Source organism: Stenotrophomonas sp. 116085_Sma, assembly GCF_056479585.1.
Genome location: NZ_CM151057.1, coordinates 1,126,558 through 1,150,579, shown reverse-complemented (window position 1 = coordinate 1,150,579; position 24,022 = coordinate 1,126,558). Strand labels below are relative to the sequence as shown.

Annotated in this window: 21 protein-coding genes; 12 read left to right on the top strand and 9 right to left on the bottom strand. The window is 67.7% G+C overall.

What is annotated here, in order from left to right:
• The first annotated feature begins 9 nt into the window (after positions 1–9).
• Together ACZK0Z_RS05285 and proC are read left to right on the top strand one after the other, a co-directional pair.
• Positions 10–687 (top strand): YggS family pyridoxal phosphate-dependent enzyme, encoded by a 678-nt coding sequence (locus ACZK0Z_RS05285; protein WP_049430128.1) that lies wholly within the window; start codon positions 10–12, stop codon positions 685–687.
• A gap of 18 nt (positions 688–705) precedes the next feature.
• Complete coding sequence (gene proC, locus ACZK0Z_RS05280; protein WP_049430129.1) at positions 706–1,527, top strand: pyrroline-5-carboxylate reductase; 822 nt, start codon at positions 706–708, stop codon at positions 1,525–1,527.
• Between the two features lie 48 nt (positions 1,528–1,575).
• Here the strand turns inward: proC and ACZK0Z_RS05275 are convergent, their stop codons facing one another.
• Complete coding sequence (locus ACZK0Z_RS05275; RefSeq protein ID WP_100443775.1) at positions 1,576–2,451, bottom strand: LysR family transcriptional regulator; 876 nt, start codon at positions 2,449–2,451, stop codon at positions 1,576–1,578.
• Between the two features lie 96 nt (positions 2,452–2,547).
• Between ACZK0Z_RS05275 and ACZK0Z_RS05270 the strand changes: the two genes are divergently transcribed.
• Complete coding sequence (locus tag ACZK0Z_RS05270) at positions 2,548–3,150, top strand: short chain dehydrogenase (RefSeq protein ID WP_049430130.1); 603 nt, start codon at positions 2,548–2,550, stop codon at positions 3,148–3,150.
• Positions 3,151–3,200: 50 nt separating this feature from the next.
• On the opposite strand, the gene soxR is transcribed toward ACZK0Z_RS05270, so the two are convergent.
• Positions 3,201–3,635 carry a redox-sensitive transcriptional activator SoxR gene (gene soxR, locus ACZK0Z_RS05265; protein WP_049430131.1) on the bottom strand — a complete coding sequence of 145 codons (435 nt, stop codon included), beginning with the start codon at positions 3,633–3,635 and terminating at the stop codon, positions 3,201–3,203.
• Positions 3,636–3,664: 29 nt separating this feature from the next.
• On the opposite strand from soxR, the gene ACZK0Z_RS05260 reads away from it, so the two are divergent.
• Positions 3,665–5,086 (top strand): MFS transporter, encoded by a 1,422-nt coding sequence (locus tag ACZK0Z_RS05260; RefSeq protein WP_197632572.1) that lies wholly within the window; start codon positions 3,665–3,667, stop codon positions 5,084–5,086.
• A gap of 46 nt (positions 5,087–5,132) precedes the next feature.
• On the opposite strand, the gene ACZK0Z_RS05255 is transcribed toward ACZK0Z_RS05260, so the two are convergent.
• On the bottom strand, positions 5,133–7,157 hold the full coding sequence (locus ACZK0Z_RS05255) for a lipase family protein (RefSeq protein WP_197632571.1): 2,025 nt from the start codon (positions 7,155–7,157) through the stop codon (positions 5,133–5,135).
• Entirely contained in the window at positions 7,157–8,131 is a 975-nt protein-coding gene (locus tag ACZK0Z_RS05250) for an Lnb N-terminal periplasmic domain-containing protein (RefSeq protein WP_049430134.1), read from the bottom strand. The genes ACZK0Z_RS05255 and ACZK0Z_RS05250 overlap by 1 nt, the downstream gene beginning before the upstream one ends.
• Positions 8,132–8,302: 171 nt before the next feature.
• On the opposite strand from ACZK0Z_RS05250, the gene ACZK0Z_RS05245 reads away from it, so the two are divergent.
• The gene (locus ACZK0Z_RS05245; protein ID WP_049430135.1) at positions 8,303–8,707 is read left to right on the top strand and encodes a GFA family protein; all 405 of its coding nucleotides are present in this window, start codon (positions 8,303–8,305) and stop codon (positions 8,705–8,707) included.
• A 266-nt stretch (positions 8,708–8,973) separates the two neighbouring features.
• Here the strand turns inward: ACZK0Z_RS05245 and ACZK0Z_RS05240 are convergent, their stop codons facing one another.
• Both ACZK0Z_RS05240 and ACZK0Z_RS05235 read right to left on the bottom strand, forming a co-directional pair.
• Positions 8,974–12,075 (bottom strand): efflux RND transporter permease subunit, encoded by a 3,102-nt coding sequence (locus ACZK0Z_RS05240; protein ID WP_049430136.1) that lies wholly within the window; start codon positions 12,073–12,075, stop codon positions 8,974–8,976.
• 2 nt (positions 12,076–12,077) lie between these two features.
• Complete coding sequence (locus ACZK0Z_RS05235; protein WP_197632570.1) at positions 12,078–13,265, bottom strand: efflux RND transporter periplasmic adaptor subunit; 1,188 nt, start codon at positions 13,263–13,265, stop codon at positions 12,078–12,080.
• A 156-nt stretch (positions 13,266–13,421) separates the two neighbouring features.
• Here ACZK0Z_RS05235 and ACZK0Z_RS05230 point away from each other — a divergent pair, with 156 nt between their 5' ends.
• Positions 13,422–14,105: a response regulator transcription factor gene (locus ACZK0Z_RS05230; RefSeq protein WP_049430138.1), complete on the top strand. Its 684-nt coding sequence runs from the start codon at positions 13,422–13,424 to the stop codon at positions 14,103–14,105.
• Complete coding sequence (locus tag ACZK0Z_RS05225; RefSeq protein WP_080355058.1) at positions 14,092–15,468, top strand: sensor histidine kinase; 1,377 nt, start codon at positions 14,092–14,094, stop codon at positions 15,466–15,468. Before ACZK0Z_RS05230 ends, ACZK0Z_RS05225 begins: the two co-directional genes overlap by 14 nt.
• Before the next feature lie 97 nt (positions 15,469–15,565).
• Here the strand turns inward: ACZK0Z_RS05225 and ACZK0Z_RS05220 are convergent, their stop codons facing one another.
• Positions 15,566–17,083, bottom strand: coding sequence for an MFS transporter (locus ACZK0Z_RS05220; protein WP_197632569.1), 1,518 nt, complete (start codon positions 17,081–17,083; stop codon positions 15,566–15,568).
• 106 nt (positions 17,084–17,189) lie between these two features.
• Here ACZK0Z_RS05220 and ACZK0Z_RS05215 point away from each other — a divergent pair, with 106 nt between their 5' ends.
• The gene (locus tag ACZK0Z_RS05215; protein WP_197632568.1) at positions 17,190–18,107 is read left to right on the top strand and encodes a LysR substrate-binding domain-containing protein; all 918 of its coding nucleotides are present in this window, start codon (positions 17,190–17,192) and stop codon (positions 18,105–18,107) included.
• On the opposite strand, the gene ACZK0Z_RS05210 is transcribed toward ACZK0Z_RS05215, so the two are convergent.
• Positions 18,097–18,960, bottom strand: a complete 864-nt coding sequence (locus tag ACZK0Z_RS05210; RefSeq protein ID WP_100447882.1) for a DMT family transporter — start codon at positions 18,958–18,960, stop codon at positions 18,097–18,099. The genes ACZK0Z_RS05215 and ACZK0Z_RS05210 overlap by 11 nt on opposite strands.
• Before the next feature lie 132 nt (positions 18,961–19,092).
• On the opposite strand from ACZK0Z_RS05210, the gene ACZK0Z_RS05205 reads away from it, so the two are divergent.
• Complete coding sequence (locus ACZK0Z_RS05205) at positions 19,093–20,472, top strand: aminotransferase class I/II-fold pyridoxal phosphate-dependent enzyme (protein ID WP_197632567.1); 1,380 nt, start codon at positions 19,093–19,095, stop codon at positions 20,470–20,472.
• 134 nt (positions 20,473–20,606) lie between these two features.
• The gene (locus tag ACZK0Z_RS05200; protein ID WP_197619834.1) at positions 20,607–21,281 is read left to right on the top strand and encodes a class I SAM-dependent methyltransferase; all 675 of its coding nucleotides are present in this window, start codon (positions 20,607–20,609) and stop codon (positions 21,279–21,281) included.
• Between the two features lie 3 nt (positions 21,282–21,284).
• Here the strand turns inward: ACZK0Z_RS05200 and smqnr are convergent, their stop codons facing one another.
• Positions 21,285–21,932 carry a SmQnr family pentapeptide repeat protein gene (gene smqnr / locus ACZK0Z_RS05195; protein WP_197632566.1) on the bottom strand — a complete coding sequence of 216 codons (648 nt, stop codon included), beginning with the start codon at positions 21,930–21,932 and terminating at the stop codon, positions 21,285–21,287.
• 161 nt (positions 21,933–22,093) lie between these two features.
• On the opposite strand from smqnr, the gene ACZK0Z_RS05190 reads away from it, so the two are divergent.
• On the top strand, positions 22,094–22,870 hold the full coding sequence (locus ACZK0Z_RS05190) for a DeoR/GlpR family DNA-binding transcription regulator (protein WP_197632565.1): 777 nt from the start codon (positions 22,094–22,096) through the stop codon (positions 22,868–22,870).
• Between the two features lie 11 nt (positions 22,871–22,881).
• Entirely contained in the window at positions 22,882–24,015 is a 1,134-nt protein-coding gene (locus ACZK0Z_RS05185; protein ID WP_197632564.1) for an MFS transporter, read from the top strand.
• Positions 24,016–24,022: the final 7 nt, after the last annotated feature.

Sequence of the window (24,022 nt, the reverse complement as noted above, 5' to 3'; positions counted from 1 at the left end):
ACGCGTTACGTGGCCACTCCCCTGCCCCAGATCCTGAGCAACCTGCATGCCGCCGCCGAGGCCGCTGGCAGGCCCGACCCGCGCCTGCTGGCGGTGTCCAAGACCCAGCCGGCTGAGGCCGTGGCCGCGCTGGCCGCACAGGGCCAGCACGCCTTCGGCGAGAACTACGTGCAGGAAGCGCTGGCCAAGATGCAGGCGCTGCAGCACCTGGCGCTGGAATGGCACCTGATCGGCCACCTGCAGTCGAACAAGGCCGATGCCGTGGCCATCCACTTCGACTGGGTGCAGAGCGTGGACCGGCCCAAGCTGGTAGCCGCACTGGCGCGCCATCGTCCGGCCGCGCGTGGCCCGCTGAACGTACTGATCCAGGTCAACATCGACGACGAATCCAGCAAGCACGGCTGCGCGCCGGAGCAGGTGGAGGAACTGGCCACGGCGATTGCCACCGAGCCCAGCCTTCGCCTGCGCGGCCTGATGGCGATTCCCGCGCCGTGGCCCGAGGCCGAGCGCCGTCGGGATGCGTTCGTGCGCATGCGCACACTTTTCCAGGCGCTGACCGAGCAGTACCCGCAGGTCGACACGCTGTCGATGGGCATGAGCGGCGACTACGCTGAAGCCATCGCCGAAGGCGCCACCCTGGTGCGCATCGGTACCGCACTGTTCGGCGCACGCCCGCGCCCAGCCTGACTTTTCGAGGAGATTTCCATGGCAGCTGATTCCATCACCTTCATCGGGGGCGGCAACATGGCGCGCAGCCTGATCGCCGGCCTGATCCGCCAGGGCACACCCGCCGCGCACATCCACGTCGCCGAACCGGTTGCAGCGCTGCGCGAGTCGCTGGCTGCCGACTTCGGCGTACAGGTGCACGACAACGCGGTTGATGCTGCCGCACAGGGCAGCACCTGGCTGCTGGCGGTGAAGCCGCAGGTGCTGCGCGAGGTCTGCCAGTCGCTGCAGGCGCTGGCACAGGCGAACCGACCGCTGGTGGTATCGATTGCCGCGGGTATCACCAGCACGCAGCTGGAGCGCTGGCTGGGTGGCAACCTGCCGGTGGTGCGTGCAATGCCGAACACGCCGGCCCTGCTCGGTGCCGGCGTGACCGGCCTGTACGCCACGCTTTCGGTGGATGCGCAGCAGCACGCGCAGGCCGAGAAGGTGCTGGCCAGCGCAGGCCGCACCGTGTGGATCGACAGCGAAGCACTGATGGATTCGGTCACTGCCGTATCCGGCAGTGGCCCGGCCTATGTATTCCTGCTGGCCGAAGCGATGGAAGCGGCGGGCATCGCCCAGGGCCTGCCAGCCGACGCCGCGCGCACGCTGGTGGTGCAGACCCTGCTGGGTGCCTCGCGCATGCTGGATGAGGCCGGTGAAAGCCCGGCCGAGCTGCGCCGCCGCGTGACCTCGCCGAACGGAACCACCCAGGCCGCGATCGAGAGCTTCCAGGCTGGGGGTTTCGAGGCGTTGGTGGACACGGCGCTGCGCGCCGCGCAGGTGCGTGGACAGGAATTGTCTGCGGCGAATGATTGATCCCCTGGGGTCAGATCCCTTTGCCGAGGCAAAGGGATCTGACCCCATCTACCGCCCCAAGTTGGCCATGACGAAATCAACGAAGCACTGCAACCGCGGGCGCGGCCTGCGATCAGGCAGGTAGATCAGGTGCATCGGCCGTGGTTCGGGCAGGTAGTCGCGCAGCAGCGGCTTCAGGCGCCCGGCGGCAATTTCGCCCGCCAGCAACGCGGTCGGTTGCAACACCAGGCCCGCTCCGGCCACGGCAGCTTCTCGCAGCGCGAAACCATCATTGCAGGTCAGGCGCGCCTCCCAATCCACCTGTTCGCCATTGGCCAGCTGCCAGCCGTGGCCACCACGCCAGGCCAGGTGGCTCAGGCAGTCGTGCCCTTCCAGATCGGCGGGTGTGCGCGGCGTGCCGCGCCGGCGCAGGTACGCGGGCGCCGCGCACAGGCTCATCGCGTACGGCGGCAGCGGCCGCGCCACCACTTCCTGCGACGGCAGCGGCCCGACCCGGATCGCCACGTCGAATCCCTCTTCGATCAGGTCCACGCGGCGGTTGCTCAGGTCCAGCTCGATGTTCAACTGCGGCTGTGCGCGCAACAGCGTGGCCAGCTGCGGAGCCAGCACGCAGCTGCCCCAGGTGGTCGGTGCGCTGACCCGCAGCAGGCCGCGCGGCTGCACCTGCAGGCCGGCCACATCCGCCTCGGCCTGCTGCACCTGCTCCAGCACCTGCCGGCAACCGGCCAGATAGGCCCCACCGGCTTCGGTCAGGCGTTGGCGGCGGGTGTTCCGCTGCAGCAAGGCCGTGCCCAGATGCGCCTCCAGCTGCTGGATGTACTTGCCGACCATCACCGCCGACACCTGCAGCTGTTCGGCAGCCCCTGCAAAGCTCCCGCGCTCGGCCACGGCAACAAAGGCCTGCATGCAGCGCAACGTATCCATTACTAATCCAGAGTTAGGAATCAGCGAAGCATACGCCCCTTACCTAACCCCTTTGTGAGAGCGCAGACTGCGACCATCTCCTCGCAAGGAACGACCATGAAGATTCTCCTCGTCGGTGCCAGCGGCACCCTTGGCCAGGCAGTTGCCCGCCAGCTGGGACAGCAGCACCAGATCCTGGCCGCCGGCCGCCGCAGCGGTGAGCTGCGCGTGGACCTGACCGACGACGCCAGCGTTGCCGAGCTGTTCGCACGCACCGGCCCGGTCGATGCGGTCATTTCCACCACCGGCTCGGTGCACTTCGGCCCGCTGCAGGCGATGACGCCGGCTCAGTTCAACCTCGGCCTGCAGGACAAGCTGCTGGGGCAGGTGCGGTTGGCACTGGCCGCGCAGCATCACCTCAATGCAGGCGGTTCGATCACCCTGACCAGCGGCATCATCAGCGCGCAGCCAATCCGCGACGGCGTCAACGCCACCGCCGTGAACACCGCACTGGAAGGCTTCGTGCGTGCGGCGGCGCTGGAGCTGCTGCCCCGTGGCCTGCGCATCAATGTGGTCAGCCCGAATGTGCTGATCGAATCGATGGCGGCCTACGGCCCCTACTTCCCGGGCTTCGAAGCCGTGAGCGCGCAGCGCGCGGCAATGGGCTACCAGCGCGCAGTGGAAGGCATCCAGAGCGGCGAGACGATCACGGTCTGGTGATCCGCCGGGCATGGCCCGGCGCTACCGGGAGCCGGGCGCTTTATTGCCGGTCATTCCCAGCGCATCGGGCCGTCGCCGCGTTCACCGAGGACGTCTTCGGGATTGGCCAGGCGGCAGCGCTGCAGCGACAGGCAGCCGCAGCCGATGCAACCCGTCAGCTCATCGCGCAGCAGCTGCAGCATGTGGATGCGCTCCTCCAGCTCGGTGCGCCAGCGCGCGGACAACCTGGCCCAATCCGCCTTGGTCGGTGCGCGGCCGTCGGGCAGGCTCTCGAAGGCACGGCCGACCGCTTCCAATGGCATGCCCACGCGCTGCGCTACGCGGATCACCGCCAGCCGGCGCAGAACGTCGCGGCTGTAGCGGCGCTGGTTGCCCGAAGTGCGCAGGCTGCTGATAAGCCCCTTGCGCTCATAGAAGTGCAGCGCCGAAACCGCCACGCCACTGCGCTGGGAGACTTCGCCAACGCTCAGTTCCTGGGACACCATTGCTTGACCTCAACTGCAGTTGAGGTGTCATGCTGCTATCTTCGCCGCCTGTTGACAAGCGCGGCCCGCAGCTGACCCGTATGACCCCCACGCTCTCCCCCGCCAACGCCAGTACACCGGCCGACACTTCGATCCTGTCCGCGCGCTACCGCGCCACCACCATCGGCATGGTCGCGCTGGTCGCGCTGCACGCCTTTGAGGCCTTGGCGGTAGCTGCCGCCATGCCGACCGTGGCCGTGGCACTGGACGGCCTGCGCCTGTACGCACTGGCCTTCGGCGGCACCCTGGCCACCAGCGTGATCGGCATGACCCTGGCCGGGCGCTGGGCGGACCGCCATGGGCCGGCACGGGCGCTCTGGTACGGGTTGGCCTGCTTCGTGCTGGGCCTGCTGCTGGCCGGCTTTGCCATGCGCATGGGCATGCTGGTGGCAGGACGCCTGCTGCAGGGCCTGGGTGCGGGCGCGATCTCGGTCTCGCTGTACGTGATGGTCGGCCGCAGCTACCCGGAGCACCTGCGGCCGAAGGTATTCGCCGCCTTCTCGGCCGGTTGGGTGGTGCCATCGATGGTCGGCCCGGCGTTGAGCGGCCTGATCGTGCAGCACCTGGGCTGGCGCTGGGTGTTCCTGGCGGTGCCATTGCTGGCGGTTCCGGCGGCCCTGCTGCTGCGCCCCGCGCTGGCACGCGTGCAGCCCAGTCCTGCCGGCAGCGCCGATGATGGAGGCGGCAAGGTGGTGCGCTGGGCCAGCGGTGCCTCGCTGGCAGCGTTGTTGCTGTACTTCGGCGGCCAGCAGCAGGGAGCAGCGGCCCTGCTCTGTATCGGCGTGGCGATGCTGGCGCTGCTGTTCTGCGTACATCGACTGCTTCCGCCTGGAACACTGATCCTGCGCCGTGGCCTGCCCAGCGTGATCGCGCTGCGTGGCATCGCGGCGGCCGCTTTCTTCGCCTGCGAGGCCTACCTGCCGCTGCTGCTGCAGCGCGAACGTGGCCTTTCGCCCAGCTGGGCCGGTGCCGTACTCAGTCTCGGTGCGCTGGGCTGGTTTGCCGGCTCGTGGCTGCAGGGCCACCAGCAGCGTGGCTGGTCACGCCAGCAGCTGCTGCGCGCCGGCACGACGATGATGACCGTCGGCATCGCCGCCACGCTCGCAGTGCTGTTCAACGTGGTGCCACTGCCGGTGTCGCTGCTCGGCTGGGCCGTGACCGGCTTCGGCATGGGCATGATCTACGCAAGCCTGTCGGTGCTGACGCTGTCGCTGTCGGCGCCGCAGGAGCAGGGTGCCAACACCTCGGCACTGCAGCTGAGCGAGGCCCTGTCGGTCACCACTGCGCTGGCGGTCTCCGGCGCCTTGTTCGCGCTGTTCGTGGAATCGGCACCACACACCGGCTACCTGCTGTGCCTGGCCATCACCCTCGGCCTTGCGGTGTTGGCCACGGTGATCGCGCGACGGGTGTAACGCCACCGGGCGGATTCCGCCGGGCCACGCCCGGCGAAGGCAGCGGTCAGGGTGTCCTGTCGGCTCCCACATCATCGATGTCCCGATGCAGGATGCGCCGCACTTCCAGCACCGCCTGCGGGGTCTCCTGCACGCTGTGGCCGGAGATGATCACCTTCTCCGACAGCGCGCCCGGCAGGTGCGCACTCCAGTACGGCACCAGCCCGTCATCGGACTTTTCCACCGGCAGTTCCGGCTTGCGCTGGGCGATGATCGAGTGGTACTTCAGGCCCGCTTCGATCGGCAACTGCGCGGCCGCCTTCACGAACGGATCGCTGGCCTTGAGGTTGTCGATGCTGTTGGGGATCTTCGGCTTGGCGGTGCCATCGACCTGCTGTTCGGCCTGCGCGAGCGCCATGAACACATCCTCGAACTTGCCGAGTATGGTCAGAGGCAGGCGCACCAGGCGACCGATCAGGCGGCCAACCCTGTTGCCGGCGATGTCGGTACCCTGGTGTGGCGCGGCGATGAAGATCGCACGCTCCACGTTCGGCTGCGCCTTGAAGTGCAGCAACGGCCCCAGCTTGTTCTGCACCCGCTTCAGGCGCTCACCCTTCAGATCGTAGTTGGCCAGCAGGTCATTCCACAGCACGTCGCCCGAATCGCTCACCAGCAGGCGCGCCAGCACGCCGCCCATGCTGTGGCCGATGTAGACCATGTCCTTCGATGCACGCGTGCTGCCGTTGGTGTCGAAATGCTTCAGCGTATCGTTGAACGCATTGGCGATCTCGTAGCGGTTCAGTGCGATCGGCGCATTGGTCGGGTAATAGACCTGCCAGACCTGGAACTGCTGGCGCAGTTCGGGGTCGCCCATGATCTCGTTGGCCAGGTTCACCCAGGCTTCCGGGCTGCTGGCCAGGCCATGCAGCATGAAGATGATGCGGCGGTTCGGATCCCACGGCTGCATCAGGTAGATGTGCGGTTCGCCGATGCCCTCGCTCATGCCGAACAGGGTGCGCAGTGATTGCCGGGCGAAACCGCTCTGCGCCAGCCACAGGCCGTAGGCCGCCGTGAAATTGCCGGCCAGCGGCACCTGTTCGCCATGCAGGGTGACGCGCTCGGTGGCTTCCGGCGAATAGGCATCCAGCTCGACCCGGCGCGTGCGCATCACGTCTTCCAGGCTGCTGCCTTCGAAGCGCAGCAGCGCTGTGACGTTGATCGAGGACATCTCGCTGAACTCAGGCACCGAGTCGTCATGGCGATGACGGCGGCCACGGCGTGCGTCGTCCTCGTCCTCCTGCGGCGCCTCGGCCTTGGGGCCATCGGCTGCAATCACCGGCGCGACCAGCTTCGGCGGGTCCATCACCATCACCAGCTCGGCACCGAAGCCATCGCGGCGATAGGTGCTGCGCAGGCCGACGAAGCTGACGGTGCCGGCCGGCACCAGCTGCGCCGGGATGCTCTTCAGGTTCAACTGCTGGTAGTTGGAAGCCAGCGACCAGCTGCCGACCGAGACCGGCTTCGTGTAGTCCTCGCCGGCAAGTGCCGCAGCACGCGCGCGCACGAACAGCACCACTGCCGCCTTCTCGGCCGCGTAGTTGTAGTAGTCGCGTACCTGCGTCTGCCGGTCCTCGAAAGCTCGATCAGACGGAGACCGGCCGCTGTAGAACAGGTAGGCATAGGCATAGCGCGCCGCTTCCAGCCATGCATCCAGCGCCGCATCGCTCATCGGCGGATCGCCGGCCGCGGTCTTCTTCGGGGTCAGCGCCAGCGCTGCTTTCACCCACAGTTCGGACAGCGCCGACAACCGCTGCTCGACATTGAGATCGTCGGTCATCAGCAGCGTGCTGCGGCAGACCATGAAGTCCTTTTCGCACTGCGACTCGTCCAGGCCTGCCGCGCTGAGCGTCTCGCGCGCGGCCGGGCTGAGCTTGCCGGTGTTGAGCACATCGGCACGCTTGTTGACCAGCGAATCGCTGGACTTGACCTGCTTGACGGTGACCATCGCGCAACCGCTGCTGCCCAGCAGCAGGAAGGCGGCGAACAACACCGGCAGCAGACGCTGCCAGCGGCTTGGGAAGAATCGGGTCATTACTGCGGGTCCTGCTCGGTGCCGGGCACGCCCTGGCGGATCACGGTGGAGAAGTGCGGGCCATCGCCCAGGTCCAGCGCACGCTGGGTGATGCGGCCCTTGTCGTGCAGCTCGGCGTACGGCACGCCTGGAGTGAGCGCGCCGACCTCCTGCGCGTATTCGGCCAGGTAACCGGACAGCAGCAGGCGGTAATCCAGCGGCAGGCGCGGTGCGATGTGGCGGGCCAGGTCGAAGACGATCGTGGTGCAGTTGCTGGTCAGCGTGTTGTAGAAGCCCGGCCTGGCATCCAGTTCACGGGCCTGTTCGATGTAGGCCGCGAACAGTTCCTTCAGCTGCGTGCGGTCCATACCATGCAGCCGGTACAGGTAGACATCCTCACCACGCGCATTGGTGCGGGTGCGGATGATGTCGGTCTCCTCCGACGCCACCAGGGTCATCTCGAACTTGCGGAAGAAGCCGCCCAGTGCCGAGAACGATTCACCGCGTTCCTTGCGGATCTCCAGCGAGAACACCACGTGGCGGCCATCCTCGAAGCCGAACGAGATCAGCGTGTGGGCGATGGCCGGTCCCATCCAGTAGGACAGAACGAGGTCGGCCGAGCGCAGCTGGTCCAGGTCGTACCCGCGGCGCACCCAGTGCGCGTCATAGTCGGTCTCGGTGCGCCAGGTGAAATCACGCACGTTGTCGAACACTACGTGGTGGCCATCGAAGGACACCACGTGCAGGCGCTGCGCGACGTCGTCGGCCCATACGCGGTCCTGGCGCGGGGTCAGCAGCAGCCACCACAGCACGGCCAGCGCCAGCGATGCGCCGAACATCAGACCCAACCTGCGTGACCCACGGCCACGCGCGATCCGCCACGACGCCCACAGGGCAACCAGCAGCCACAGCACGGCCACGCCGACGGCCAACCAGTCCGGGCCGGGCAACTGGTATGCCAGCAGCCCGGTCACCCACAGCGCCGCCAGCGCCATGGCACTTCCTGTCATCCAACGTCCTGCGGCGTTCACTGGCATCCTGTCGCGGTCTTGTAGCCGCATAGTTAGCCACAAGCCGGATCAGCGTGGCATCTACGGCCCGTTCAGGCAGGCCGGCGCAGGGTCGACAGCGGCCGTTGCGGCCGCCTTCCCCCCCCAGGAGAAACGATGGGTATCACGTCCGTGGCCGGCGTTCCGGTCCAAGCCCGGCACCGCGCCACCTGCCACTGCGGTACGGTCGAACTGCTGCTGGACCTGCCTGATGGCATCGTCGACCCGCGCCGCTGTGACTGCTCGATGTGCCGCCGCCGTGGCGCCATCGCCGCCAGCGTCACCCGCGCCGGCCTGCAGGTGGTGCGCGGGCAGGACCACCTGCGGCTGTACCAGTTCAACACGCATGTGGCCGAGCACTACTTCTGCGGCGTGTGCGGCATCTACACCCACCACCGGCGTCGATCCAACCCGGACCAGTACGGCTACAACGTGGCCTGCCTGGAGGGCATCGACCCGTTCGCACTGGGCATGATCCCGGTCAACGACGGGGTCAATCACCCCGCCGACCGCACCGCCTAGTGACGTGTGCGCCGCGGCGGTGCGGCGACCTTCCGCCAGGGCGCCATGCCGCTGCGCCCGGCCCGCACCGGGCGTTTCAGCCAGGGGCGACGGGGCGCGGCCTGCGGCTCGGCCGCGACCGGGGGAGGTGAGGGTCTGCGGCCAGGCCAGAGATGGTCGAGCAGCCACATGGCGGGTCTCCGTGGGGGACGGGGACGACCAACGCTAGCCCTGCATCGGCAAAGAACGGGTGAGGATGCCGCGGCAGGCAGATGACAGGTGGCCCCTCAGTCCTGCGGCCGGGATCGGCCAAGGCTGCGGACCAGCACGAAGAAGAGCGGCACCAGCATCACCGCCAGCACCGTGCCGGACAGCATGCCGCCGATCACGCTCATGCCGATTTCACGTCGACTGACTGCACCCGCACCGGTCGCCAGCGCCAACGGAATCACGCCGGCCACGAAGGCCAGCGACGTCATCACGATCGGCCGCAGGCGCAGGCGTGCGCCCTGCAGCGCGGCCTCCACCGCTGAGCTGCCCGCGCGATAGCGGGCCTCGGCGAACTCCACGATCAGGATCGCATTCTTCGCCGACAGGCCGATGGTGGTCAGCAGGCCGACCTGGAAGTAGATGTCGTTGACGAAGCCCGCCGCGGTGGTCGCCAGCACCGTGCCGATGACCCCCAGTGGAATCACCAGTACCACGGCCACCGGTACCGTCCAGCTTTCATAGAGCGCAGCCAGGCACAGGAAGATGAAGGCAATCGAGGCCAGGTACAGCCACAGCGTCTGGTTGCTGGCCAGCCGCTCCTGGTAGGACAGGCCACTCCACTGCAGGTCGAATCCCGGCTGGTCCGCAACCAGCGCCTGCATGCGCTGCATCGCCTCGCCCGAACTGCGCCCTTCCGCGGCACTGCCCTGGATCTGCATCGCCGGCAGACCATTGAAGCGCTGCTGCAGCTGCGGCCCACGCGCCCAGTGGCTGCTGGCGAAACTGGCGAACGACGCCATCTGGCCGTTGCCACCACGCACATACCACTGGCCGATGTCGTCGGGCACGCTGCGGTAGGGCTGGTCGCCCTGCATGTACACACGCTTGACCCGGCCTCGATCGAGGAAATCGTTGATGTAGCTGCCGCCCCAGGCCGCTGACAGGGTGGAATTGATGTCGGCCTGGGACAGCCCCAGCGCGCTGGCCTGCGCATGGTCGATGTCCAGCCGCAGCTCGGCCTTGTCGCCCAGGCCGTTCAGGCGCACCGAGGTGAGCCCATCATCTTCGCCGGCCGCACGCACCACCTGCTCCTGCGCCGCCTGCAGGGCCACGCGCCCGGCGGCGCTGGTGTCCTGCAGCCACAGTTCGAAGCCACTGGACTGGCCCAGTCCGCGCACCGCCGGCGGCGCCAGCACATTGACCCTGGCATCGGGCAACCCGCGGAAGTAGGCATTGGCACGCGTGATGATCGCCGCAGCGGTGTTGTCGCCGGTACGCTCATCCCAGGGTTTCAGTGCGAGGAATCCCTGTCCGGCATTCTGGCCGGTGCCGGCATTGTTGCGGCCGACCACCACGAACACCACGTCCAGGTTCTGCTTCTCGTGCTCCATGAAGTAGCGGCTGATCTGCTCGCCCAGTGCTTCGGTACGCGCCATCGGCGTGCCCTCCGGCGTGGAGAACTGGAAGGTCACCTGGCCCTGGTCTTCCACCGGCAGGAAGCCGGTGGGCATGCGCGCGTACAGCGCAATCATGGCGACCACCAGCAGCAGGTAGAACGCCATCCAGCGCCGCGGCCGGGCGACCACGCCACCGAGCTTTCCCTGATAGGCCAACTGGCTGCGCTCGACACCCCGGTTGAACGCCCTGAAGAAGCGGCCCTGCGGTTTCTGCGCCGAAGACGGCTTGAGCAGGGTCGCGCACAGCGCCGGAGTCAGCGTCAGCGCAACCAGCGCCGACAGCGCCATCGCCGAAGCAATGGTGATCGAAAACTGGCGGTAGATGATGCCGGTGGAACCACCGAACAGGGCCATCGGCAGGAACACCGCGCCCAGCACCACGGTGATGCCGATCAGCGCGCCGGTGATCTCGCCCATCGATTTTTCGGTGGCCTCGCGTGGCGGCAGGTGCTCGTCGTGGATGATGCGCTCCACGTTCTCCACCACCACGATCGCGTCGTCGACCAGCAGGCCGATCGCCAGCACCATCGCAAACAGGGTGAGCGTGTTGATCGTGAATCCCGCGACCGCCAGCACCCCGAACGTGCCCAGCAGCACCACCGGCACCGTGATCGCGGGGATCAACGTGGCACGCAGGTTCTGCAGGAACAGGAACATCACCACGACCACCAGCACGATGGCTTCGATGAGGGTATGGATGACACCTTCGATCGAGACCCGCACGAACGGTGTGCTGTCGCGGGGATAGGCAACCTGCAGCCCGGGCGGGAACGTTGGCCGCAGGCGTTCGATCTCCTCGCGGACCGCATCCGCGGTGGCCAGCGCGTTGGCCCCGGAGGCCAGCGTGACCGAGAAACCCGCCGCCGGATAGCCATTGAGATAGCTGCTGGTCTGGTAATTCTCGGCACCGATCTCCACCCGTGCCACGTCGCCCAGGTGCACGGCAGCGCCGCTGGGAAGCGTGCGCAGGATGATCGCGCGGAACTGTTCGGGCGTCTGCAGGCGCGACTGCGCGGTAACGGTCGCATTCAGGCTCTGCGTTGCGCTGGATGGCAACGCCCCCAGCTCACCGGCGGTGACCTGGGTGTTCTGGGCCTGGATGGCCGTGCGCACGTCGGCCGGCATCAGGTCGTAGGCGCGCAGCTTGTGCGGGTCCAGCCACACGCGCATCGCATACGCCGAGCCGAACACATTGATCTCGCCCACACCGGGAATGCGGCTGATCGGATCCTGCACGTTGCTGACCAGGAAGTCGGAAACGTCCGCCCGTTCCATGCGCCGGCTGGTGTCATACAGCGATACCACCATCAGCGAGTCGCCCTGCGACTTCGCCACGGTCACGCCCTGCTGCTGCACTTCCTGCGGCAGCCGGTTGATGGCCTGGTTGACGCTGTTCTGCACCTGGACCTGGGCGATATCCGGATTGGCGTTCTGGTCGAACGTGACCGTGATCCGCGCCTGCCCCGATGACGAACTGGTGGAGGAGAAGTACAGCAGGTGATCGATGCCCTTGATCTGCTGCTCGATCACCTGAGTGACGCTGTCTTCCACCGTCTGCGCCGAAGCACCGGTGTAGTTGGCGGTGATGTTGACCTGCGGCGGTGCGATGTCCGGGTACTGTTCGACCGGCAGCTGGCTGACGGCGATCGCGCCGAAGGCCATGATGCAGATCGCCAGCACCCAGGCGAATACCGGGCGATGGATGAAGAAGCGCGGCAACATGCTCAGCCCTTCCCGGCGGCTGCCGGAGCGATTGCCGCCGCGGGCTTCACCTGCACCGCCATGCCATCGGAGAGCCCCTGTGCGCCGGCCACGACCACCCGTTCACCTGCAGCGATGCCATCAAGTACCAGCCACTGGTCGCCAATCGCCCGCGCGGTACGGAACAGGCGCAGCTTCGCCTTGCCCCCCTCATCCACCACCCACACCTGCGCCTCGCCCTTCGGGCTGCGGTCCACCGCAGACTGCGGCACCAGCAAGGCCTGCTGCTGCGTGCCCTGCCCCACCTGCGCCCGCACATACATTCCCGGCAGCAGCTGCCCGGCGGGATTGGGAAAACGTGCACGCAGGGTGATGCTGCCGGTTTCCTGCTGCACATCGATATCGGCAAATTCCAGGGTGCCGGGCAACGGATATTCACTGCCATCGGACAGCCGCAGCCGCACCGCAGCGGTGGTGGCCTGCACGCCTCCATCGGCGATCGCGCGGCGCAGGGCCAGGTACTCGTTGCTGGACTGGGTGATGTCAACGTTCATCGGGTCGACCTGCTGGATCCGCGCCAGTGGGTTGGCCTGGCCCGAGGTGACCAGCGCACCCGGTGTGAACAGCGCGCGGCCGATGCGACCGGCGATCGGCGCGGTCACCGTGGCGAAACCAAGCCGCGTGCGCGCGGTATCCAGGCTCGCCTGTGCCGCCTGTACCGCGGCTGCGGCCTGCTGCCCGCTGGCGATGGCGTCATCCACGTCCTGGCGCGCGGCCAGCTGCTCGCCGCCCAGCGCCTGCATCCGCTGCGCGCGCAGGCGTGCGGTCACTGCCGCTGCTTCGGCGGTCTTCAGGTTGGCTTGCGCCTGGTTCACTGCCGCCTGGTACAGGGCCGGCTCGATCTGGAACAAGGGCTGCCCGGCACGCACGGATTCGCCCTCTTCGAACAGGCGTTTCACCAGCACGCCATCCACCTGCGGCCGCACGTCAGACTCCTGCGATGCGATGGTCCGCCCAGGCAGCTCCTGTTCCATCGCCAACGGCTTCTCCTGCAGGGTCAGCACTTCCACCTCATGAAGCCTGCCGGCCGGCTTGGGCGCATCCTTGCCGCAGGCCGACAGCAGGCTGAGCAGAACGAGTGCAAGCAGCGCCGGCCGGCGCATCCTCAGTGGTCGGGCGTGGCGTGGCAATGGGGTGTGCAGGAGGTTCATCGGTGGCCGGGATTCCGTGCGCCGGGGGGAGACGCTCGGCGCCGAATATAGAAGACCCGTGCGTGGATTCCGGCGAATCACGCATGAAACATTTTTCATTTGCAGTCACCGCGCGCGGTTGCGAGGATGGCAGCCATCCAACCTGCACAATGGCCCATGCCGCGCGTACTCACCATCGAGGACGACCTTGTCACTGCGGAGGAAATCGCAACCGAACTGCGCAGCCATGGCTTCGAGGTCGACGTTGCCGTTGACGGAACTGCCGGCCTGGCATTGGCGCGGGCGGGCGACTACGCGGTGATCACCTTGGACCGCATGCTGCCCGGCATCGATGGCCTGGCGCTGGTCACTGCCCTGCGGCGCGAAGGTATCGTCACGCCCGTACTGATGATCAGCGCGCTGTCGGACGTGGACGAGCGCGTGCGTGGCCTGCGAGCAGGTGGCGACGATTACCTGACCAAGCCGTTCGCCTCGGATGAGATGGCCGCCCGCGTGGAGGTATTGATCCGTCGTCAGAGCCAGGCCGGTCCTGCCGACAATGTCCTGCGCGCCGGCGACCTCGAACTGGATCTGATGACCCGTTCGGCCCGGCGTGGCGGGCAGGAGATCAGCCTGCTGCCGACGGAGTTCAAGCTGCTCGAGTTCCTGGTCCGCAATGCCGGCCAGGTGGTCACCCGCAGCATGTTGTTCCAGGAAGTCTGGGGCTATCACTTCGATCCCGGCACCAACCTGATCGACGTCCACATCGGCCGTGTCCGCAGACGCATCGAGCAGCCCGGCCGCCCGCAACCCATCACCACCGTACGTGGAACCGGCTATGTCTTCGATGCGCAACCCTGACCAGTGGCGCTCGTCCAGCAGCCGCCTGCTCGGGTTGTACTGCATCCTGTTCGTGGCGTGGTCGAGCCTGCTGCTGGGCGTGATGTACTGGCGCATCGCGGATTACCTGAGTGACCTGACCGAATCGGGCCTGCAGCAGCGCGCGCACCTGTTCATGAGCTTCGACGGCCCGGCACTGGATGAAGCGTTGCGCGACAGCCAGCGCTTCGATCTGCACCAGGTCTATACCTATGGGTTGTTCGACAAGACCGGCATGCCGATGGCGGGCCCGCTGACAGCGATCCCCGAGGGACTGCCGCTGGATGGCAGCTCGCATCCGGTCGAGGGTTGGACGCTGGCCGATGGGCCGCACGAGGACGGTGGCAGCGCGCTCGGCGTGGTGACCCGGGATGGCAGGACGCTGGTGTTCGTGCGCCAGAACGGCAAGCTCATGGCGGTCAACAGCATCATCCTCGATGCATTGCTGTGGGGTGTGTCGCTGACCGTCATTCCCGGCCTGGTGGGCTGGCATCTGCTCCGCCGGCGGCCGTTGAAACGGATCCAGCAGATCGAAGCCGCCACCAGCCGCATCGTTGCCGGCGACCTCGGCCAGCGCCTGCCGGTCTCCAGCCGCCGCGACGAGATCGACCGGCTGTCGAGCATCGTCAACGCCATGCTGGAGCGCATCGAGCAGTTGATGACCGAGGTCAAGGGCGTGTGCGACAGCATTGCCCACGACCTGCGCACGCCCCTGACCCGCCTGCGTGCCCACCTGTACCGCATGCGCGCGGGCCTGGACGAACAGAACCCGCATGCCGATCCTCTGGACAAGGCGCTGGCCGAGACCGACATGCTGATGGCGCGCTTCGCCGCGCTGCTGCGGGTGTCGGAGCTGGAGAGCCACCAGCGACGTTCGGCCTTCGACGCGGTCGACGTCACGGAGCTGCTGCAGGAACTGCACCAGTTCTACCTGCCACTGGCCGAAGAGAAGCAGCAGTTGCTGGAGCTGCAGGTGGACCCGAAGGTCGGCCCGCTGCGTGGCGACCGCGAGCTGCTGTTCGAAGCGCTGGCCAACCTGCTGTCCAATGCCCTGCAGTTCACGCCGGCGCAGGGCCACATCCTGCTGCGCGCGGTGGACGATCAAGGTGTTCCCAGGATCGATGTGATCGACAACGGGCCGGGCATCCCACCGCAGGACCGCACGCTGATCTACCAGCGCTTCTTCCGTGGCAGCAGCAGCGTCGGCCAGGGACCTGGATTCGGCCTGGGCCTCTCGATCGTGGCCGCCATTGCCGGCCTGCACGGCTTCCGTGTCCGCGCCGGCAGCGCCCCCGGCGGCGGCGCCTGGATGAGCATCCGCGGCGCGACGGATGGCCTGCCCTGAGCAACGGCCTTCGAGCCAATGCGCAGCCCCCGCAGGAAAGGAAAACCAGCTGGCAACCGACACACCCCCTGCTGCCCGCGCGCGGTGACCGGCGCCTTCAGCCCTCGGTTCTGATCACAGCCAACCTGGGCCGTCGCAGCAGCAGGTGCAACAGCACAGCGCATGCGGCGGTCAGCAGCGCCAGGACCCGCAGCAGTATCGCCAGCGCCTCGGCACTGGCCTGCTGCAGCTGTGCGCCGCTCATCGCCGGAAGCAGTGCCTGCGCCTGTGCCTGCGCCCCCGTGGCCAGATAGGCACCAGCGCGCGCCAACGATGCGGGCGATGCTCCCTGCAGCTGGTGGCCGATCAGCAGCGCAAGCAAGGCAGTGACTGCGGCCAATGCGATGCCTTCACCGGCCACCCGCACGGTTCCGAAGATGCCGGCGGCCATGCCCGCACGCTGTACCGGCACCACACTGACCGACAGCCCATCCATCAGGCCCCACGGCAAGGCCGTTCCTGCACCGACCAGCATCAGCAACGGCACCCACTGCGAGGGCGACGGATGCGATGCATGGCGCGACAACAGGTACAGGCCAGAAGCACAGACCAGCAGGCCCAGCGTGCACAGCCGCGCACTTCCAACGCGCTCCGCCCATTGCGCGGTCAGCATCGGCAGCACCAGCATCGGCGCAGACAGGGCCAGCATCTGCAGCCCGACCAATGTCGTGCTCTGTGCGTGCACGCCCAGCAACTGCAGCGGCAGTACCACCAGCAGCACCACGTAGCCGAAGCAGGTTGCGACCGGCAGCAGCTGGACACCGAGGAACGCCGGTTGCGAGAACAGCGAGAGGTCCAGCAACGGTGAGCGGTGCAGCCGTTCGATGCAGACGAATACCCCGCCCAGCAACAGCGTCGCCAGCAGCGCCAGTTGCACGCGCATGGCATGCAGGCCGAATTCACCCAGCCACAACAGGGCCAGGGTCAACGCCGCCAGCATCAGGCTGAAGCCCAGCATGCCGCCAACATCCAGCCGCCCGCGTTCGCCATGGCTTTCGGGCAACGCGCGCGCGCCCACGGCGAACGCCGCCAGCGTCAGTACACCGCCCGCGGCGAACACACTGCGCCATCCCAGAGCATGCAGCAGCAGGCCCGCGAGCAGCGGCCCCAGTGCCAATCCTGCACCGAACGTGGTGCCCAGCAGGGCGAACACACGGGCACGCACCGGACCCTGCCAGGCATGCGCCAGCGCGGCGGTGCCGGATGCCAACGCCGCTGCAGCGGCAACGCCCTGCAGGCCGCGCGCCAGATCCAGCCACAGCAGCGTGGGCGCGAGGCAGACGACGATCGTGGCGACAGTGAAGCCTGCCGTGCCCAGCAGGAACAACCGTCGTTGGCCATAGCGGTCGGCGAGGCCACCGGCAGCAAGCAGCAGGCTGCCGAAGGTCAGCATGAAGGCATTGGTCACCCAGGCCAGCGCGGTGGGTGAGGCCCCCGCAGAACGAGCCAGCACCGGCACCGCGACCGCACCGGCCGAAAAGGACAACGGCAGTGCCAGCGCGGCCAGGCAGACGGCAAGCAGCGTCCACTGCTGCTGCGTGCGGACGGGTACAGGGCGTATCGAAACCGGGGCCATGCGGGCCTCCATCCATCAGGGGCATTGATGATGGACAGGCCGCTATTCCCGAAAAACAGGCTCGATGGACGTTGATTGCGGCTTACTGTTCCGCAATCATGACTGCATGGACTCCATCTCCGCCCTGCTTGCCTTCGTTCGTACCGCCGAGGCCGGCAGCATCGTCGGCGCCGCACGCGTGCTCGGCCTGTCCGCCTCGGCGGTCGGCAAGCGCATCGCCCGCCTTGAACAGGAACTCGGCACCCGCCTGTTCCATCGCACCACCCGCCGCGTGCACCTCACCGACGAAGGCGAACTGCTGCTGCAGCGCTGCCGGCGTGCACTGGACGAGCTTTCCGAAGCACAGGCGGATCTGGCACAGCGCCAGCATGCCCCCAGCGGACTGCTGCGCATCGGCCTGCCCACCATCGGCTACCGCTTCCTGCTGCCGGTGCTGCCCGGCTTCCAGCAACGTTATCCGCAGGTGCAGCTGGAACTGGACTTCAACGACCGGATCGTCGATGTGGTCAGCGAAGGCTTGGATGCAGTGATACGCAGCGGTGAACTGGCCGACTCCAGCCTGACCGCACGGCGGCTGGGCGGCTTCCGTTTCATCCTCTGTGCGGCGCCGGGCTATCTGCAGGCGCACGGCACTCCCGGCGACGTGAACGATCTGCGCATGCATGCGGCTCTGCGCTTCCGCTACCCGACTACCGGGAAGCTGCATCCCTGGCAGCTGCCGGGGGTGGAAGGCGATGCGGGCGCACGCCTTACGACGGCGATGACCTGCAACAACATGGAAGCCGTGCTGGCCGCCGCCATCGGTTGCATGGGCCTGGCCTGGATGCCTGACTTCCTTGCCGCCGACGCATTAGCCGACGGCCACCTGCAACAGGTGCTGCCCGCGCTGCCCACGCACAACGGGCAGTTCTCGCTGCTATGGCCCGGTGGACGCCATCCCAGTGCGCGCCTGCGGGTGTTCATCGATTATGCTGTCGCACACCTTTTCCGCGACGCTACGTCCCCGTTTGTGTTCAGCGGCTGAAACGGCGCGCGCCGGCGACGCAGATCACCGCGACCACGGTCACCAGCACCATGCTGAGGCTGACCGCTTCATGCAGCAACAGCGCAGCCAGCGCCAGGCCGAAGAACGGTTGCAGCAGCTGCAGCTGGCCGACCGCGGCGATACCGCCCTGGGCCAGCCCGCGATACCAGAACAGGAACCCGAGCAGCATGCTGAACACCGCCACGTAGCCCAGCGCCCACCACGCGGATGCCCCCACCTCAACGAACGAGGGCGGGCGCATCAGCACCGTCAGCGGCAGCATCACCGGCAGTGCCAGCAGCAGCGCCCAGCTGATCACCTGCCAGCCGCCGAGATGGCGGGCGAGCCGACCGCCTTCCGCGTAGCCCAGTCCACACACCACGATCGCCGCCAGCATCAGCAGGTCGGCCTGCAGCGAGGCCTCAATGCCGTTGCGCGCGGCATAGCCGACCACGCAGGCACTGCCCAGCAGCGAGAACAGCCAGAACGCCGGGCGCGGCCGATCGCCACCGCGCAGTACGCCGAACACCGCAGTGCTCAGCGGCAACAGGCCGAGGAACACGATGGTGTGCGCTGATGAGGCGTGGCGCAGGGCAAGCGCGGTCAGCAGCGGGAAGCCGACCACCACGCCAAGGCTGACCACCGCCAGCCCGGGCAGGTCGCTGCGTCGCGGAAAGGGTTGGCGCAACAGCAGCAACAGGCCGAGGCCGAGTATGGCGGCGATGGTGGCGCGCGCGGCGGTGACGAACCCGGCGTCCAGCTGCAGCACGGCCAGGCGGGTGGCCGGCAACGAGCCGGCAAAGATCACCACACCGATGAAGCCATTGATCCAACCACTCGCCGACCGTTCCACGTCTGTACTCCCGGGGTGCCGGGCGGTGCCCGGCGGGATCTCCATGGAAGCACCTGCGGCCCGCGCTCCCCAGCTACAATCCAGTACAGTTTCAAATAACTGTACCGCCCACACTTACAGCACACTTTCGCCGTGACGCGCCCGCTTACCCGCATCGAATCGGTCATCCAGGCCGTCCGCACCCGCATCGGCACGCGGGTGGATGGCGCCGGTTCGCGGCTGCCCTCGGTACGCGCGCAGGCGGCGGCGATGGGCGTGTCGGTCTCCACCGTGGTCGAGGCCTACGAACGCCTCGCCGCCGAGGGGCTGATCAGCGCCCGGGCCGGCTCCGGCTTCTACGTCAGCGGGCCGGCCGCACCGCTCGCCCGGGCCGAAATGGAACCGCGCCTGGACCGCGCGGTGGACCCGCTGTGGGTATCGCGGCAATCGCTGGAAACACCGCCCGCGCACCTCAAGCCGGGCTGCGGCTGGATGCCCAGCGACTGGCTGTACCACGACGGCATGCGGCGAGGCCTGCGTCGGCTGGCGCGCGGCGATGCTCCCCACCTGGTCGATTACGCCGGCCCGCTCGGCCTTCTACCGTTGCGCCATCTGCTGCAGCGACGTGCAGCTGCGCTGGGCATCGACGCACCGATGGAGCAGATCCTGCTGACCGAATCCGGTACGCATGCGGTCGACCTGATCTGCCGTTTCCTGCTCAAGCCCGGCGACTGCGTGCTGGTCGACGACCCAAGCTATTTCAACTACCACGCCCTGCTGAGGGCGCACCAGGTTCAGGCGGTGGGTGTGCCGTACACGCACACCGGTCCGGACCTGGACGCGTTCGCGCAGGCGCTGCAGGCACATTCGCCACGGCTGTACATCACCAACTCGGGCCTGCACAACCCGACCGGCGCGGTGCTCTCGGCCAGCACCGCGCATCGGCTGCTGGAGCTGGCCGAACGCAGCGAAACGATCATCGTCGAGGACGACATCTTCGCCGACTTCGAACTGCAGCCGGCACCGCGCCTTGCTGCGCTGGATGGGCTGTCGCGGGTGATCCACGTCGGCAGTTTCTCCAAGACCCTGTCGGCCGCTTCGCGCTGTGGCTATATCGCTGCACGCCACGACTGGATCGAAGCGCTGACCGACCTGAAGCTGGCCACCAGCTTCGGCGGCGGCCATCTGGCGATGCAGTTGATGCACATCGCGCTGACCGACAGTGGCTATCGCCGCCACATGCAATCGGTGCGCTCGCGCCTGGCCGATGCGCGCCGGCACACACTGCGGAAACTGTACTCGCTGGGCATCACCCCGTGGCTGCAACCGGAAGCCGGCCTGTTCCTCTGGTGCCAGCTACCCGATGGCCGCGACGCCGCTGCGCTGGCACGGCATTGCCTGCGCGAAGGCATCGTGCTGGCCCCGGGCAACGCCTTCAGCCAATCGCAGCGCGCGGCCGACTATGTGCGCTTCAACGTCTCGCAATGCCAGGACCCACGGATCTGGCAGGTGCTGGCACGCGCGCTGCGTTGAGCTGGTAATGCGCGACCAGCGCATCCACCACCATGCGCACGCCCGGCGACTGGCCGCGACGATGCGGCAGCGGCACGCAATGCCCCTTGCACGCCGCGCTACAGTGCTATGTCCCCCGCAACAGGAATCCGCGCATGTCTTCGTTCTCCGATCCGCAGGCGGTGGCCCGCTACGCCGAAGGTCCACTGCGCCAGGTGCCGGGCTTTGCCGCCCTGCAGCAGATGAGCCGCCTGCTGCTGGCCGAACGGGTTCCCGCACAGGGCCGCGTGCTGGTGCTGGGTGCCGGCGGCGGGCTGGAACTGAAGGCCTTTGCCGAAGCGCAACCGGCCTGGCAGCTGCTGGGGGTAGATCCGGCCGCGCCGATGCTCGCCCTGGCCGAGCAGACACTGGGCCCGCTGATGCCGCGCGTGGAGCTGCTGGAAGGCTACATCGACGACGCTCCGGACCTGCGCTTCGACGGTGCCAGCTGCCTGTTGACCCTGCACTTCCTTGATACCGCGCAGCGCCTGCACACACTGCGCGAGCTGCACAGGCGGCTGCATCCGGGTGCGCCGCTGGTGGTGGCCCACCACAGCGTGCCGCAGGACCCGGCCGGCAAGCTGCGATGGCTGCAACGCTATGCCGCGTTTGCCGAAGCCTCCGGCGTGGCCCGCGCCGACGCGCAGCGGGCGATCGAGGCGATTGCCGAACGGCTGCCGCTGCTGGCCCCCGAGCAGGAGGTCGCACTGCTGCGGGACGCAGGTTTCGACGGCGTAGAGCTGTTCTACGCAGGCTTCAGCTTCAAGGGCTGGGTCGCCTACGCCGGGTGATGCCTACGGCACCACCGTGATGCCGATGCGCTGCATCAACAGCGCCACCTGCTGCACATCCAGCGTGGCGCCGCGCAGGTTGGTGCTGCGCAGGTCCAGCTCGCCCAGCTCCGAGTTGGTCAGATCGCAGTCGGTGAAGTTGGCGCTGTTCCAGTCGATGCCCTCGAACTGGCCACCGGACAGGTCCGAGCCGGCGAAGCTGGCACCACTCACATTCGCACCATCCCAACGGTTTTCCCACAGCTCGCACTTCTCCAGCGTCACCCGCGAGAAGTTCGCGTAGCGCAGGTTCGACTTCTTGATGAAGGCACTGCAGAACCAGCTGCGCGTGGTGATCTGGTTCATGAAGCTGGCGTTGCTGAAATCCGCGCCCTGCGCGCGGCACTCGCTGATCTCCAGGCCCAGTGCCTTGATGAAGCTGAAGTGGCACATGCTGATGTCGCAGCTGCGGAAGCTGGCTTCCTTCAGCGTAGCGCCATTGAAGCGGCAGCCTGCACGGCTGTCGGCGTCATAGAAGCTGCAGTTGATGAACTCGGTACCGGTCAGGTCGGCGCCGGAAAAATCGCATTCGTGGAACTGCTGATCGACCACCTTCTGGCCGGTGTACTGGTCCGCGCCGATGCGCAGCCTGCGGTGAACGGTGGGGGACATCGGGGATTCCATGTGCCAGGGGCCCCGCCATGATGCCGGGCTTCGCAGGCGATCCAAAGGCCCGCAGCCCCAGATCGCCGGCAAGCCCGTCGCCACCTTGTGCCCCTTCGCACCAGATGCACAGTGTTGCACGTTAATGCACGAATGTGCAGACTTGCAGCATGAGCTCCGATCCCAGCCCCCTCCCCGCCCAGCGCACCCGGCAGATCCTCGAAGAACTGCGCCAGCAGGGCCGCGTGGTGGCCGCCGAACTGGCGCGCCGCTATACCGTCTCCGAAGATTCGATCCGCCGCGACCTGCGCGAACTTGCCGCTCAGGGCCTGTGCCAGCGTGTCTATGGCGGCGCCGTGCTGCCGCCGCCGAAGGAACGCCCGCTGCGCGAGCGCCTGACCCGCGACCGCGGCGACAAGGCCGAGCTGGCCGCCCGCGTCTGCGCCCTGCTGCAGCCCGGCCAGGTGGTGCTGCTTGATGCGGGCTCGACCAACCTGGCCATTGCCCAGCAGCTGCCTGCCGCCCTCGGGCTGACGGTGATCACCAATGCCCCGCAGATCGCCACCGCCGCCAGCCTGCATGAAGGCACCTCCGTGCAGCTGATCGGCGGCCGCCTGGCCAGCGGCGGTGGCGCGGTCGGCGCCGAAGCACTGGCCCAGGTCCAGCGCCTGCGTGCCGACGTGTACCTGCCCGGCCCGTGCGCGGTGGACGGCGACACCGGCGTGTGGGCGATGGATGCCGAGGAAGCCACGCTCAAACGCGCGATGGTGGCCTGCAGCAGCCGCATCATCGTTGCCGCCACCACGGAAAAGCTCGGTGCCCGCGGCCACTGGCAGATCGCCAGCCTGGATGAGATCGACGATCTGGTGCTCACCACATCGGCACCGCCCGCGCTGGCCGCGCGTTTCCACGCCGCCGGCATCGCGGTACACCCCACTCCGCCCTGAGCGCATCTCCAATGCCCCTCGCCAACCGCGCGCGTGCCGAACAGCACGCGACCCGCGCTGCATTCTTCATTCCCGGCTTCGCCACCGCGCTGTGGGCCACGCTGGTGCCGTTCGCCAAGGCACGCACCGACATCAACGACGCCACATTGGGCCTGGTGCTGCTCTGCCTCGGAGCGGGTTCGCTGCTGGCAATGCCGTTGTCCGGCGTGCTGGCCGCGCGCCTGGGCTGCCGCCGGGTGATGGTAGCCAGCAGCCTGCTGATCTGCCTGACCGTGCCCGGCCTGGCATTAGCCAGTTCGGCGTGGGCGCTAGGCCTGGTGCTGTTCGTGTTTGGTGCCGCCGTGGGTGCGATGGACTGCACGATGAACGTACAGGCGGTGATCGTCGAGCGGGAGGCGCGTCGCGTGATGATGTCCGGCTTCCACGCTTTCTTCAGCATCGGCGGCTTCCTCGGCGCGGCCACCATGACCGTGCTGATGTCAGCGCAGCTGCCACCGCTGGCGTCGGTACTGATCGGCGTCGGCGCCATGCTGCTGGTGATGCTGCTGTCAGCGGGGTACTGGCACAGCGAACGCATGCCCCATGACACCCCGATGCTGGCCATGCCCCATGGCATCGTGCTGTTCATTGGCGTACTGGCCTTCGTCGCCTTCCTGGGTGAAGGCGCGATGCTGGACTGGAGCGCGGTGTTCCTCAGTGATGTACGCCGCGTCGATGCCAGCCTGGCGGGCATCGGCTATGTGACCTTCACCCTGACCATGACCGTCGCCCGTCTGTTCGGCGATGCACTGGTCTCGCGCGTGGGACGCCAACGCGCGATCGTGTTCGGTGCACTGCTCGCTGCCAGCGGCGTGCTGGTGCTGACCCTGGTCACGCCGTGGCAGATATCGTTGGCCGGATACGTGCTGGTCGGCCTCGGCTGCGCCAACATCGCGCCGGCGCTGTTCTCGCTGGCCGGCCATCAGAACCGCATGCCCGGTGCGCTGGCGATCACCGCCGTTTCCACGCTGGGCTTTGCCGGCATCCTCGCCGGCCCGGCACTGATCGGCTTTGCCGCCAATCATTTCGGTCTGATTGCTGCGTTCATCGGCGTGGCCATGGCCTTGCTGCTGGTGGCGGTGTCCACCCGTTGGCTGCGGATGTAGTTTGCGA